Source organism: Allofournierella massiliensis, from assembly GCF_004345265.1.
Classification (GTDB): Bacteria; Bacillota; Clostridia; order Oscillospirales; family Ruminococcaceae; genus Allofournierella; species Allofournierella massiliensis.
The window spans coordinates 20007-33772 of the sequence record NZ_SLUM01000034.1 but is presented as its reverse complement, the minus strand read 5'-3'; the positions used below and the strand labels follow the sequence as shown (position 1 = coordinate 33772).

Genomic DNA, 13766 nt, shown 5'->3' with positions numbered 1-13766 from the left:
GACAAAAATCCGCCCCAGGAGAAGCAGACGAAGGAAACGGTGGTATCCACCACCGACCCGGAAAGCGGCGTGTTCCACAAGGGGGAACACAAAAAGTGCTTTGCCTACGAGGCGCACACGGCCTGCGACAAGCACAATTTTGTTCTTGGTGTTTACGTCACTCCCGGCAATGTCCACGACAGCGTAGCCTTTGATCCTTTGTATGATGAAGTGTGCAGAAACTACCCCGAGCACAAAACCGTGGTGGCGGACAGCGCCTACAAAACACCCTGGATCTGCAAAAGGATCTTCGGGAGCGGCCGCGTTCTTTCCACTTGCTATACCCGTCCCAAGACCAAAGAGAACGGCCATCCCTGGTGGATGTATGTGTATGACGAGTACTTTGATGATGTGATCTGCCCGGAGTACCGTGCGCTGCATTATTCCACCACAAACCGGGAGGGCTACCGGGAATACAAAAGCCGGGCTTATCTTTGCAAAAGCTGTCCTACCAGAGGGATATGCACCGAAAGCTCCAGGTGCGAGAAAACGGTGATGCGCCATATCTGGCAGGACTATGTGGAGATGGCGGAGCATGTCCGGTATATGCCGGTGTACAAAGAACTGTACCGGCTGCGAAAAGAGAAGATCGAGCGTGTATTTGCCGATGCGAAAGAAAAGCACGGCATGCGTTACACCCAGTACAGAGGCTTGGCCCAGGTGACAAACTGGGTGAAGCTTAAATTTGCTGCCATGAATCTGAAAAAGCTGGCCACCTGGAAATGGAATGGCCGCCATCCGGCACCGGATGGCGGCAAACGGTCCAGATTGCGCGAAAATGCGCCTGACATTTCACTGCTTTTTCCACCTGTCTTCTTGTTTTCAAACAGAAAACCTGCTCTGGCCTGATTGCCAAAGCAGGTTTTTCTACAGGCTGGAATGTACCCGGCCTTCACAGCCGGGTACATTTTTTGTTATAATCAAAAGAAGGGGGTCCGGCGGCCCCAGACAGATACAGCCGCCGAGACAGATGGTCCAATGGGCCGGGGGGAGCCGAGTACATTGATGATGGAGCACTTGCGGAGCTTTTTTGAGGAGATGGACGAGTTCGTCTATATTTCAGATCTGGAAACCCACCAGCTGGTGTACATGAACCGGCGGCTGCGGGAATCGCTGAACTGTGGCCCGGCGGAGGACTACACAAAAAAGCGATGCTATGAGGTACTTCAGGGCACCGACCGGCCCTGCGCCTTCTGCAATGACAACCAGCTGAAGGCGGGGCAGTTTCTCTCCTGGATCCACAAAAACCCGGTGTTCAATAAGCGCTATCTGATCAAGGACAGCCTGCTGGAGGACAATGGCCGGAAATACCGCATCGAGATTGCGGTGGATGTGGATGCGGAGGTGCTGTGCAAAACACCTTACTACTACGCCCGCAGCGAGACCATTCTGAACGAGTGCATGCGGCAGATGTTTTCCACCACCAATCCCAACGACGCGCTGGAGTTACTGCTGGCCTATCTGGGCCGCACCTTCGAGTGCGACCGGGCCTACGTGTTCGAGATCGACGCCGACGAGCGGGTGGACAACACCTACGAGTGGTGCGCTCCGGGCGTGGAGCCCCAGAAGGATATCCTGCAGAAGGTTCCCCTTTCCAGCATCGACTGGTGGATGCTGGTTTTTTCCCGCAATGAGGTGATCCTGATCCGGAACCTGGAAGACATCCGTCTTCAGTATCCGCTGGTGTATGCGCTGCTCAAGCCCCAGAATGTGGATACACTGGCAGCGGGGCCGGTGTGCATTGAGGGCAAAGTGGTGGGCTTCCTCGGGGTAGACAACCCCAGCCGGGAGATGATGGGCATGCTGGTGCCCATCATCAACGTGCTGGGCCGGTTTGTGGCGTCGCTTCTCAGCCGGCGGGATCTGCTCCGGCGGCTGCATACCCTGAGCTACCGGGATCCGCTCACCGGGCTTTACAATCGCAACGCCATGTTTGCGCAAAGCACACGCTGCGACGGACTGAAGCAGCTGGGCGTCGTTTACTGCGACATCACCGCCCTCAAACAGACCAACGACTCGGTGGGTCACGATGCGGGCGACCGGCTGATTCGCCACTGTGCCCGCCTTTTGCAGGAAGCCCTGCACACGCCCTGCATCTATCGCTCCGGCGGAGACGAATTCGTGGCCGTGTTCCGGGATACGCCCCGGGAGATTTTTGAGGAGAATGTGCAGGCGCTGCGCCGGCGTGTTCAGCAGGATGAACACCACATCGCCATCGGCTGCGCCTGGTCTGACCGGCCGCCCTTTGACCTGGACGATCTGATCTGTCAGGCCGACCGGGTGATGTATCAGGATAAACGGGACTATTACCGGGCCAACCGATCCATTCCCGGGGTGGATCGCCGCAAAAGCGACCGCGGACCGGATGCCTCTTCGCCGGAAAAAAGCAGTCTGTTCTATCATTTTCTGGCCTCCACCTATCACGATATGGAATTTCTGTTCCGCTCCATTTCCCAGCAGAATACGGTGGGCTATTTCTATTTTGGCGATATGGAGAAGGACCTGTTCTACATTTCCGATAACATGCGGGATGAGTTCGGTTTTCCCAGCAACGTGGTGCCCGGCCTGTTGAAGGAGTGGGCCAACCGCATCCCCAGCCCTCAGTATCAGGAAATGTACTGGCGTCAGCTGCAGGAGATGCTGCGGGAAAAGCGCACCGTACACGACCTGCGCTATCAGATCCGCAACGCACGGGGAAAAACCATCTGGATCCGCTGCTTCGGCCTGATGAAATGGAACGAGGACAAAACGCGGCCGCTGTTCTTCTCCGGCCGCGTCACCCATCAGGACGACGACTTCGTGGTGGATCCGGTGACCAATTTCCCCCGGGCCACCGCCACCTTCAGCCGGATGGAGAAGCTGAGCCAGAACCACCAGAAATGCCTGGCCATCGGCTTCAGCCTGAACAGCATCACCGAGCTGAACAACGCCCGCGGCCGCACCTACAGCGATCATCTGGTGAGCAACATTGCCGATGAGCTGATGAAAAACCTGATGGGCAAGATGTCCTTCTACCGGCTGGAAGGAATGCGCTGCATGGCGCTGGTGGAACCGGACTGCCACGAAAGCCGGCAGGAGCTGGTGCGTCAGATCCGCGAGATCGTGGAGGCCGGCTACCGCACTGCCGGGCTCTCGGTTCATCAGCCCTGCTCCTTCGCCCTGATGGAATGCCCCAGAGACTCGCTGTCTCCCTCGGATTTTGCGGAGGACATGGTTTCTCTGATCAAGGTGGCCCGTCACGATTCCCGTCAGCCCTTTGTGGAGGACTCGCTGGAGAACCGCAAAAAGATCCGGGAACTTTCCAACATTGCGCTGGCGCTGAACCGGGATGTGCTGCGGGGCATGGAAAACTTCCGCATCGTGGTGCAGCCGGTGGTCTCGGCCGAAACCGGTGCAATCGTGGGCGGCGAAGCCCTGCTGCGCTGGAGTTTCCAGGGCACAGACGTTTCCCCCGCGCTGTTCATCCCCATGCTGGAAAAGGACAACCTGATCCAGCTGGCGGGCCGCTGGGTGTTCGAGCAGGTGGCCTGCACCTGCATGCGGCTGGTGGCCTGCGTGCCGGACTTCTACCTCACCTTCAACGTGAGCCTGCAGCAGCTGGCCGATGAGCAGTTCACCGCCTTCATGCGCACTACCCTGGAAAAATACCGGGTGAGCGGCCGCAGCCTGGTAGCGGAAATGACCGAAAGCTGCATGGACGAACAGCCGGAAAATCTGCTCCGCTTTGTGGACGACTGCCGGGAGATGGGCATCGAGATCGCGCTGGACGATTTCGGCAGCGGATACTCCTCGCTGCGGATGCTGCTGCGGTACCCTTCCAGCATCATCAAGCTGGACCGGTCGCTGCTGAGCGAGATGGCCGCGTCCGAGGACAAGATGAACTTTATTTCCAGCATTGTGTACGCCTGCCATCGCTTCGGCAAAAAGGTATGTATGGAAGGCGTGGAAACCGAAACACAGAATAAACTGATCCGGGAATCCGGCTGCGACATGATCCAGGGCTACTATCACTACCGGCCCATGGAACTGGAGGATGTCTACGCGCTTGCTTCCCGCGGAACGGATCGGTTCGCGAAGGGAGATGCACGATAATGCACGCAACGGTACGGGCAGAAGACGTTTTTTGCTGGCTGGATGAGTTTTGCAGCCGGTATTTCCGGCAGCGGGACGCCGAAGCCACTCTGGCCCTGCTTTCGCCCCGGTTTCTCAGCGTGGGCACCGGCGAGGGCGAGGTCGCGTTGGACAAGGCCCAGTTCCGCCATCTGCTTCTGGAGGAACTGCGGGCGCTGCCCTGGCCGATGAGCTGCGCGATCGAAAATTTCACCTCCCACCGGCGGGCCGACACCTGCTGGGACTGCTTTTGCGATCTGCTGGTGGGGCTGGAGCAGCCCGAACGCCATGTGCATGTGACCTACCGGATCCGGCTCACCGCCGGCTTCCATGTGGAGGATGAGCGCTGGTTCATCGACACCATGCACGCCTCGGAAGCAAGTCATACCCAGGAGGACGGGGAATTCTTTCCCCTTTCCTTTGTGTTCCAGGGCACCGAGCAGATCAACCGCAAGACCCAGCGGGAGCTCACCGAAATTCTGGTGCAGCTCATGCCCGGCGGGGTTGTGGGCGGCTATGTGGAGGAGGGCTTCCCGCTGTATGTGGCCAACGACCGGATGCTCCAGATGGCAGGCTACTCCAGCTATGAGGAGTTCGACCGGGCCATTCAGGGGCTGGTGATCAACAGCATCCATCCGGACGATCGGGACTTCGTGACCATGCTGGTGCATCAGGCCCTGACCAAAGGCGATCAGTACGAGGTGCAGTACCGCATGAAACGGCGGGACGGCTCCGACATGTGGGTTCACGACATCGGCCGCAAAACCATCGCGGACAACGGGCGCGAAGCCATCATCAGCGTACTGGTGGACATCTCGGAGCAGGTGTCCGCCAAGAAGGATCTGGAAAAGGCCGCGGACAAAGACCCGCTCACCGGGCTGTTCAACCGCAAGGCAGCCCAGACCCGGATCGAAACCGCCATGCACACCAGCGGTGGTTATCTGTTCGTGATCATGGATCTGGACAACTTCAAGCAGGTGAACGATCGCTACGGCCACCAGCAGGGTGACCGGGCGCTGTATGAATTCGCCGGCCTGCTCACCCATACCTTCCGCCGCACCGACACCCTGTTCCGGCTGGGCGGCGATGAGTTCGGGGTGTTTTTCGCGGCACCCCGGGAGGTAGGTGTGCTGGAATACAAGCTGAAAAGCCTTGTGCAGAATTATCAGGCACTGGCTCAGAAGAACTGGCCCCGGGCCTGCTCCTCCCTTTCCATCGGCGGCGTTCACGGGCAGATGCCCCGGGAATTCGCCGAGCTGTACCGCATGGCGGACAAGGTGCTCTATGAAGTGAAAAAAGAGGGAAAGGGCTCCGTGCGCATCCTGCCCCTGTAAAATCAACGAAAAGGCCCCCGGGCCGCAGGTGATTTCCTGCGGCCCGGGGGCCTTTTTTCTGTTTCTTTATGCCAGCTCGTGGCTCGTCAGTTCCAAAACCGCCGCGCCCTCGCTGTGCAGCGAGATGCCCTGTGCATCCGCCGGGGTATCCAGCAGCGCACTGATGGTTCGCTCGCCGTCGTTCACAAACAGCTCGGCACAATCTCCATCCAGCACAAGGCGCAAAGTCAGCACACCGTTTTGCGGAGCAGCCTTGATGCGGCGCTGATGGGGAATATCTCTCCGGCTGCCGCAGCAGCTGCGGTCGAACACCAGCTCATTGTACGCGCTGCTCCACTCCACACTGGTAAAATGGCGATCATTCTGTGCGAAACGCAAGATAAAGCGGCGGCACTCCGGGCTTGCGGCGGCATCCAGCCGGATGGTCAGATCCAGCCTGCGTCCGGCCACACCCGCATACGAGGTGCTGCCATCCAGCGTTTCCTTGCGGTGAACCGTGTTTTTCCACATGGCCTCGATCTCCCGCACCGGGCGCTGGCACAGCCGGCCATCCCGGATAAACAGTTCCCGGGCCATGGTCATGCAGTTAAACCACCGGTGGTTGCGGGGCGCTTCGTTCACGGTGGCCCAGTTTTGCATCCAGGCCACCATCACCCGCCGGCCATCCGGCGTGAGGGTGGTCTGCGGCGCGTAAAAGTCGGTGCCGTAATCGATGGGCTGCACGCTCTCGCGGGTAAACGCCGCCCGCTCTTTGTCGTAACGGCCCAGCAGTGCCACGGTGCCGAAGCCCGCATGGAACTCGCCATCGGGGGTGCCCTCCATCTCCTGCGGGCTGACCAGCAGCAGCTGCCGGTCATCCAGCGCAAAGAAGTCCGGGCATTCCCACATTTTGCCGTATTCGTTGCGGCAGACATCCAGCGTGGTGCGGTACGTCCAGCGGCGGGCGTCCGGGCTTTCATACAGCAGGATACGGCCCTGCTCCCTGTCGTCGCGGGTGGAGACCACACAGTGGTAGACTCCGTCCTCATACCAGATCTTCGGGTCGCGGAAATCCACACAGCTGGCCCCCTCGGGCAGCAGGCTTTCACCGATGACCGGATTGGCGGCATCCTTCACAAAGTCGTTGCCGTCTCCCTCGGCCAGGCATTGCAGCTGCTTTGTGCCGCCCTTTCCGTCGTCCTGCACGCCGGTGTACAGCAGCAGCAGACGGCCGTCCGGTGTGGGGGTGGCAGTGCCGGAAAAGCAGCCCTTTGCGTCAGCGTCGGTGTCCGGCGCCATGGCGCAGGGCCGGTGTTCCCAGTGCAGCAGGTCGGTGCTTACGGCGTGGCCCCAGTGCATGGGCCCCCAAACCGTGTCGTAGGGGTAATATTGATAAAACATGTGATACGCGCCCTGATAATAGCAGAACCCGTTGGGGTCATTCATCCAGCCAACCCAGGGGGTCAGATGGAATGCCGGGCGATCCTGGGCGGGAATCGCCGATCCCTCCCGGCGTTCATAGGCGCGGGCTTCTTCCAGTTTGGTCGCAGAACACGGCATGGGGGAAGAACCTCTCTTTCCGGAAATAGTCGTTGGTTACGCAGCGTTTTCGCTCATGGTCTCAGTATAGCGATCATACGCCGCCTGGTAGGTCTCCAGCAGATCCTGCATACCGTAGCGGTTCAGGTTCTCCTTGTAGGCATTCCAGGTCTCATCGGTGATGCCGCCGTCGCGCAGCCAGGTTGCCTCCTGCTCTGCCACGAAGTTTTCAAAGTCCACCCGCCACTTGTCGATGGTGTCCAGCTCGTCCTGGGTGTAAACGCAGTCGATGGGGTAAGCGGTGGTGTCCTTCACAAAGGGCATCCAGTAATCGTACAGATCGGTCAGGCGCTCCACGGCGCGGGGCTCCATCTCAAAGGTGGTGGCGTAGTAGTCGGACAAAATCAGCTTGGGGCCGTAGGCCTCGTACTCGCCCTTCACCTCACCGGCACTCTTGCCGAATTTGGCCTTGGCTTCCTCGTCGGTGATGCTCTTCCACAGGCCGTTCTCGTCCTGCTCGGTGAAGTAGGTGCCGATGGGGCCATACTGCAGCTGCATCACATTCTCGGGGGCATACCACTGGTCGTAGAATTTCAGCAGATTAATGGGGCTCTCGCAGGCGGAGGTGATGCTCAGGTTGCCGGAGTTGATGCCGCCGCCGTCACGCACGGTCACGTTGCTGGTTCCATCCGGGCCGGCCAGCACAGGCAGGAACACATAGTCGGAGGCATGGTCGCCCATCAGCTCCTCAATGTACCACCAGGTGGCAACGCCAACCTGACCCTGGGAGCATTTGGCCATGTACTGGGTATCGGTCTGGCTGAAGGCCTCCTGATCGATCAGGCCCTCGCTGAACCAGTTGTGGAAGTATTCCAGCGCGGCGCGATAGTTGTCGTCGTCGCTCACAAAGTTCACGGTACCGTCCGGCTGCAGCAGCAGGTCGGCGCAGATGTCGTTGGTCCAGTTGGTGAAGCCGAAGCCGGCATAGAAGATGTTCTGACCCCAGCACCACTGGTCGATGCCGAAGGACATGGGAATGGTGGAGCCCGCATCGTTGCCGTAATAGGTGGCACTCATGTCGTTCTCCTTGAAGGCCACCAGCACATCGTGCAGCTCATCCAGCGTGGTGGGAACCTCCAGGCCCAGCTGATCCAGCCACGCTTTGTTGATCATGGAATACTGGGGAATGGTGTAGATGTTGTAATCCTCTTCCTTGCCGATGCCCGCGGTACCCATCTGCTCGCCGGCAGGCAGGCCGTAGATGCAGCCATCGTCCATGGTGATGGCCGCCCGGATGTCCGGGTGCTCCTCCAGGATTTTGGTCAGGTTGGGCATGTATTCCTCGGTGATGTAGGGGGTCAGGTCGATCAGTGTGCCGTCCTGACCGTAGTTGGTCAGCTCGTAGTTGGAAAAGCCCACCGCGTTGAAGGCGTCGGGCAGATCGCCGCCGGCGATGCGGATGTTCACCTGCTCGGTCAGCGAATCGCTCATGGTGTCCCAGGTGATGCTGATGCCGGCGTTCTCGGCCATGGTGTTCAGCACCTCGTTGGAATCATATCCGCCGGACAGTGCGGAAATGCCGCTGATAATGTTGAAGGAGGTCTGCTCGGTGTTGGGATTGACGGTGCCGGGCTCCACAGTGGGCGCCTTGCTGCCGCCGCAGCCCACCAGGCTGGCGGTGATGCCCAGCACTGCAATGGCAGCGCCGATGCGTTTGACAGTCGTATTCATAAGTGCGTCTCCTTTTCATTGTATTGTTTCAAAGCCACGGGCCCAATGCCAGGCCGCAGTGAGGGAATCAACCCTTCACTGCGCCGGCCAGAAAGCCCTGCTCAAAGTACTTCTGAACAAAGGGATAGATAATCAGCATGGGAGCGGCCGCCACGATAATGGAGGCGAATTTGATCATCTCGGTGAGCTTGTTCAGTTCCGCATAGCCGCCGGAGATCATGCTGGCCTGGCTGGCGGAGGTCTCGCTGGCAATCAGGATATTGCGCAGCACCAGGGGCAGCGGGGCCCGGCCCTCGCCGGTCATGTAAATCAGGGCGGTGAACCAGTCGTTCCAGTAGGCCACCATGCTGAATACCACCATCACCGCCATGATCGGGCGGGACAGCGGGATGATCACATTGATGAACAGCCGCAGCTTGGAGGCACCGTCGATCTCGGCGGCTTCCTTCAGTTCCCGGGGAATGCTGGTTTCAAAATAGTTGCGGGCGATGATCATATTGGACACCGCCACGCCACCGGGCAGGAACATGGCCCAGATGGTATTCAGAAGGCCGGTGTCCTTTACGATCAGGTAGGTGGGGATCAGGCCGCCGCCGAAATACATGGTGATCACGAAGAAGATATTAAAGAACTTGCGCCCGGGCAGATCCGGGTTGGACAGCGGGTAAGCGGTGATGTAGATCATCACCACCGAGAAGATGGTGCCCGCCACGGTGTATTTGATGCTGTTCCAGTAGCCCACCAGAATGCTGTCGTCGGAAAAGACCGCGGCATAGCCGTCCAGCGTGAACTGGCTGGGCAGCAGGAAGGTCTTGCCGGCGTAAACGTCGTAGGGATCGGACACTGAGGCCACCAGAATGTAATACAGCGGGTAGGCAACCACCAGCAGAATGGCGACGCACAGCACCACCAGAACCACGTCGCTGGCACGATCGGAAAGGCCGCCCGGCTTTTTGCCCGGATGCTTGGTTTTTGCGAACATGGCGTTCTCCCTCCTTTATACAAACTGCACGTCGCTTGCCTTTTTGGCGATGCGGCTCACGATGATCAGCAAAACGATGTTCACCGCCGTGTTGAACAGTCCGATGGCGGTGGAATAGCTGTATTCCGCATGCTGAATACCCTGTTCGTACACATACACGGCAATGATGTCGCTGGTGGCCTTGTTCAGATCGGTCTGCAGCAGGAACACCTTTTCAAAGCCGATGTTCATCAGATTGGAAGCGCTGAGGATCAGCTGCAGCACCGCCATGGGCACCAGCGCCGGCAGGTCGATGTGCAGAATCCGCTGGAACACCGAGGCACCGTCCACCTTGGCCGCCTCATACAGCGCCGGATCCACACTGGACAGGGTGGCCAGATAGATGATGGTTCCCCAGCCGGCCTCCTGCCAGATGCCGCTGGCAACGTAAATGGTGCGGAACATGGTGCTCTGGTTCAGAAAGTCGATGCTGGTGCCCAGCAGCAGGTTGATCAGACCGCCGGTGGGGCTCAGGAAGATGCGGAGCATGCCGCAGATAATCATGGTGGAGATGAAGTGGGGCGCATACAGCACCGTCTGCACCACCCGTTTGAGCTTGTGAAACCGCAGCTGGTTGAGTGCCAGAGCCAGAAGGATGGGCACCGGGAAGCTCCACAGCAGACTGTAAAGGCTGAGCAGAACGGTATTCTTGATCATCCGCCAGCAGTTGGGCGAGGTGAAGAATTCCACAAACCATTCCAGGCCCACCCATTCGCTGCCGGTGATGCCCCGGCTTGCCTTGAAATCACGGAACGCGATCTGGATGCCGTACATGGGGCCGTATTTATAAACAATGGTAACGACCACCGGAATGAGCAGCAGCAGATACAACTGCCAGTTTTCTGTGATGCGCTGCTTGAGCGGCTTGCGGTGTACGACCGCATCGCCGTAAACTGCGGCAGCCCTGGGCTCAGCGGCCTTGGGCGCGGCGCGCAACTTGTTCATAGCTGATTCCTCCTTAACGCCAATCGTCGTGAACTCCTTTTTCGTGAATCGTTTCACGCTCCTCGTGAAATCAAAATACCACCCGTGAGCAGGATTGTCAATGGAATTTCCACCGCTTTTTTGCAATTTAGCGGATTGCACAAGATAAAATCCGCTGAATTGGTTGTTTTTACCGTGAACAAATCGGTGAAATCCGTGAAATTATGCTAATAATTTCATGAAATCTATTTACATCCCCTTGCAACAGGAGTATAATAACGGTAACAAGAAATACGAGGTGAACCATTTATGAAAGGAGCAAACCAAACCGCCACCATGAGCGATGTGGCCCGGGAAGCGGGCGTGGCGCTGGGCACTGTGTCCAAAGTCATCAATGGTCTTCCGGTGGGCGAAAGCTATCGCCTGAAGGTGGAGGCCGCGGTGAAAAAGCTCAACTATCAGGTGAACCCCAGCGCAAAGGCACTCAAAAGCAATCGCACCAGTACCATCGCACTGATCATTCCCAACACCATCACGCCGTTTTTCGCCCTGCTGACCCATCATGTAAATGTGGCGCTGGAAAAGCGCGGCTATAAAATGATGCTCTGCTTCACCGAATACGATCGGGACCGGGAACAGGAATTTGTGAGCATGGTGGTACACAACCGGGTGGACGGCATCATCGCCCTGACCTACAACCCCACCCTGAAAATCCCCGAGGGGATCCCCTTTGTGACCATCGACCGCTTTTTCAGTGTTTCGGTGCCCTGCGTGGCCTCCGATAACTTCGGCGGCGGTCAGCTGGCCGCCCAAAAGCTGGCCGAACTGGGCTGCCGCCGGGTGGCCTGCCTGCGCACCGGCTCTTCCCTGACCAACGAGCCCAGCAAGCGCAAGGACGGCTTCGTCAGCGGCTGCATGGAGGCCGGTATCCCCTTCGAGATGTGCAATCTGCCGGACGGCTCGCCCCTTTCCGCCTTTGAGGTATTCCTGCGCCACAACCTGCTGGAAACCGACACCCCGCTGGACGGGCTGTTCTGCGGCACCGATCTGATGGCCTGGCAGGCCGCACGCATGGTCCGCTCGCTGGGTCTTCGGGTGCCCGAGGACGTGCAGATCATCGGCTTCGACGGCGTGCGCATGTTCGGCGACAAGGACTATATCTGTTCCACCATCGTGCAACCGGTTCCGGATCTGGCGGAAACCGCAGTGAGCATGGTGCTTTCCACCGACTTTACCGGGCTTCCGCCCCTGGTCTGCCTGCCGGTGCGCTATCAGCCCGGCGGCACCACCCGGGACTCGATACCCGAAACCTGAGCAAAGGAGGGGCACATGAATCTGTTTCGTCCGTTTCAGATGGGTGAACCCCAGCGGGATGAACGGGGTCGCCTGGTGGGCATCGACCGGTATCAGGACGTATTGGGCCGCTGCTGGAAGCGGTTCGCCCTCACCGGTTTCGCCACCATTCTGGGCTGCCTGCCCCTGACCGCCGGGATAGCCTGGGCCATCCTCAGCAGCAGTGTGCTGGTGCTGGTTCCCGCCGCGCTGGTGGGCGGCGCCATCGCCGGGCCCTTCCTGGCCTGCCTGTACGACACCGTACTCCGCGCTTTGCGGGATGCACCCGGCTCCTGGGCCAAAAATTACCGGCGCAGTTTTGCCCAGAACGCCCGGGCATCGCTGCTTCCGGGGGCCTTGACCGGCCTGTTTCTGGGCAGCTCCGCCTTCACTGGCATGCTTTTCTTCGGCTGGGGGCTCGCTGCTCCCTCGACAGGCACCGTCGCTCTGTTCCTGTTCAGCTGGCTGGTATTTCTGGTGCTGTCCACCCTGTACTGGCCCCAGCTGGTGCTGTTCGATCAGCGGGCTTCGGTGCGGTTGCGCAATGCGCTGCTGTTCACCATCCGGCACTTCTGGCTCACACTGGGCGTGGCCCTGCTGCAGCTGGTCTGGTGGCTGCTGATGGTGCTGTTCGCCCCCTGGACACTTTTGCTGCTGCCCTTTGTGGGCGTCTGGTTTGATCTGTTTGCCGCTCTGTTCCTGCTGTACCGGCCGCTGGACGAGGCATTCTCCATTGAGGATTCCATCGCCCGGGCGTTTCCGGAGCAGGCGCCGCGGTATGAGGAATAAGGGAGGTTTCTATGAAAGATGTTGTTGCTTTGGGGGAACTGCTGATTGACTTTGCCCCCGTCTCCACCGACGATGCCGGTTATCCCACCCTGAAGGCACAGCCCGGCGGTGCGCCGGGCAATTTCCTGGCGGCGCTGCAGCAGTATGGCTGCTCCACTGCCCTGATCGGCAAGGTGGGCGACGATGCCTTCGGCCGGCTGCTCATCGGCACACTGGATTCTCTGGGCATCGGCACCCGGGGCATCATCGCGGACGCCTGTGCCTTCACCACCATGGCCTTCGTGACGCTGGACGGCACCGGCAACCGGTCCTTCAGCTTTGCCCGCAAGCCCGGCGCGGATACCTGCCTGCGCACCGACGAGATTAACCGATCTCTGATCGAGGAATGCCGGGTGTTCCATTTCGGTACCCTGAGCCTCACCGACGAACCCGCCCGCTCTGCCACCCAGGCCGCTGTGGCCTTTGCGAAAGAGCAGGGCAAACTGGTCAGCTTCGACCCCAACCTGCGCAAACCCCTGTGGCTCAGTGAGGATGCAGCCAAAGAGCAGATCGAATGGGGCCTGCACCAGGCGGACATCGTGAAAATCAGCGACGAGGAAATTGAGTTTCTGTGGGGCCTGAGCCCCGAGGAGGGTGCTCAGAAACTTCTGCGGGAATACGGCGTCAAGCTGGTTTACGCCACCCTGGGCCCCAAGGGCTGCCATTTCGCCAACCGGCAGGGCTGCGGTCAGGTGGATTCCCCCAAGGGCCTGCATGTGGTGGATACCACCGGCGCCGGCGACATCTTCGGCGGCAGCGCCATGAGCCAGTTTTTGCGGCTGAACAAGGCCCCCGAAGAGCTGACCGTGGAGGAAATGCGCGCCGTGACCCGCTTTGCCTGCTGTGCAGCCTCTCTCTCCACCCAGACCCACGGCGGCATCACCAGCGTGGTGCCGGAGGAGCAGGTGTGTGCAATCCTGTAACGGTTT

At 59.4% G+C, this 13766-nt stretch carries 10 protein-coding genes; 6 read left to right on the top strand and 4 right to left on the bottom strand.

The window, feature by feature from the left end; all coding sequences use genetic code 11:
- The 3 genes from EDD77_RS15730 to EDD77_RS15720 form a co-directional block, all read left to right on the top strand.
- Positions 1-888: transposase (locus tag EDD77_RS15730; RefSeq protein ID WP_172733335.1), on the top strand; the 888-nt coding region annotated here is incomplete at its 5' end.
- A 156-nt stretch (positions 889-1044) separates the two neighbouring features.
- Entirely contained in the window at positions 1045-4131 is a 3087-nt protein-coding gene (locus EDD77_RS15725) for an EAL domain-containing protein (RefSeq protein WP_058963297.1), read from the top strand.
- Entirely contained in the window at positions 4131-5483 is a 1353-nt protein-coding gene (locus EDD77_RS15720; RefSeq protein WP_058963298.1) for a diguanylate cyclase domain-containing protein, read from the top strand. Before EDD77_RS15725 ends, EDD77_RS15720 begins: the two co-directional genes overlap by 1 nt.
- A 66-nt stretch (positions 5484-5549) precedes the next feature.
- Here EDD77_RS15720 and EDD77_RS15715 read toward each other — a convergent pair whose 3' ends face one another.
- From EDD77_RS15715 to EDD77_RS15700, 4 genes are all read right to left on the bottom strand, one after another.
- Positions 5550-7022: a glycoside hydrolase family 32 protein gene (locus EDD77_RS15715; RefSeq protein ID WP_058963299.1), complete on the bottom strand. Its 1473-nt coding sequence runs from the start codon at positions 7020-7022 to the stop codon at positions 5550-5552.
- Between the two features lie 36 nt (positions 7023-7058).
- A complete protein-coding gene (locus tag EDD77_RS15710) occupies positions 7059-8732 on the bottom strand; it encodes a type 2 periplasmic-binding domain-containing protein (protein WP_058963300.1) in 1674 nt (557 codons plus the stop codon).
- A gap of 67 nt (positions 8733-8799) precedes the next feature.
- Positions 8800-9714 carry a carbohydrate ABC transporter permease gene (locus EDD77_RS15705; RefSeq protein WP_058963301.1) on the bottom strand — a complete coding sequence of 305 codons (915 nt, stop codon included), beginning with the start codon at positions 9712-9714 and terminating at the stop codon, positions 8800-8802.
- Between the two features lie 15 nt (positions 9715-9729).
- Entirely contained in the window at positions 9730-10698 is a 969-nt protein-coding gene (locus tag EDD77_RS15700; RefSeq protein WP_058963302.1) for an ABC transporter permease, read from the bottom strand.
- A gap of 288 nt (positions 10699-10986) precedes the next feature.
- On the opposite strand from EDD77_RS15700, the gene EDD77_RS15695 reads away from it, so the two are divergent.
- Genes EDD77_RS15695 through EDD77_RS15685 form a run of 3 tightly spaced genes read left to right on the top strand, consistent with a single transcriptional unit; the run spans position 10987 to position 13760 of the window.
- On the top strand, positions 10987-11991 hold the full coding sequence (locus tag EDD77_RS15695; protein WP_058963303.1) for a LacI family DNA-binding transcriptional regulator: 1005 nt from the start codon (positions 10987-10989) through the stop codon (positions 11989-11991).
- A 15-nt stretch (positions 11992-12006) separates the two neighbouring features.
- On the top strand, positions 12007-12798 hold the full coding sequence (locus EDD77_RS15690) for a hypothetical protein (RefSeq protein WP_058963304.1): 792 nt from the start codon (positions 12007-12009) through the stop codon (positions 12796-12798).
- Between the two features lie 11 nt (positions 12799-12809).
- Positions 12810-13760, top strand: coding sequence for a carbohydrate kinase family protein (locus EDD77_RS15685; protein WP_058963305.1), 951 nt, complete (start codon positions 12810-12812; stop codon positions 13758-13760).
- Positions 13761-13766 lie beyond the last annotated feature (6 nt).

Bases quoted from the DNA above. Each gene is read 5' to 3' on its own strand.
- EDD77_RS15710 (WP_058963300.1), bottom strand. From the start codon at position 8,732: ATGAATACGACTGTCAAACGCATCGGCGCTGCCATTGCAGTGCTGGGC.
- EDD77_RS15700 (WP_058963302.1), bottom strand. From the start codon at position 10,698: ATGAACAAGTTGCGCGCCGCGCCCAAGGCCGCTGAGCCCAGGGCTGCC.
- EDD77_RS15705 (WP_058963301.1), bottom strand. From the start codon at position 9,714: ATGTTCGCAAAAACCAAGCATCCGGGCAAAAAGCCGGGCGGCCTTTCC.
- EDD77_RS15725 (WP_058963297.1), top strand. From the start codon at position 1,045: ATGATGGAGCACTTGCGGAGCTTTTTTGAGGAGATGGACGAGTTCGTC.
- EDD77_RS15715 (WP_058963299.1), bottom strand. From the start codon at position 7,022: ATGCCGTGTTCTGCGACCAAACTGGAAGAAGCCCGCGCCTATGAACGC.
- EDD77_RS15690 (WP_058963304.1), top strand. From the start codon at position 12,007: ATGAATCTGTTTCGTCCGTTTCAGATGGGTGAACCCCAGCGGGATGAA.
- EDD77_RS15720 (WP_058963298.1), top strand. From the start codon at position 4,131: ATGCACGCAACGGTACGGGCAGAAGACGTTTTTTGCTGGCTGGATGAG.
- EDD77_RS15695 (WP_058963303.1), top strand. From the start codon at position 10,987: ATGAAAGGAGCAAACCAAACCGCCACCATGAGCGATGTGGCCCGGGAA.
- EDD77_RS15685 (WP_058963305.1), top strand. From the start codon at position 12,810: ATGAAAGATGTTGTTGCTTTGGGGGAACTGCTGATTGACTTTGCCCCC.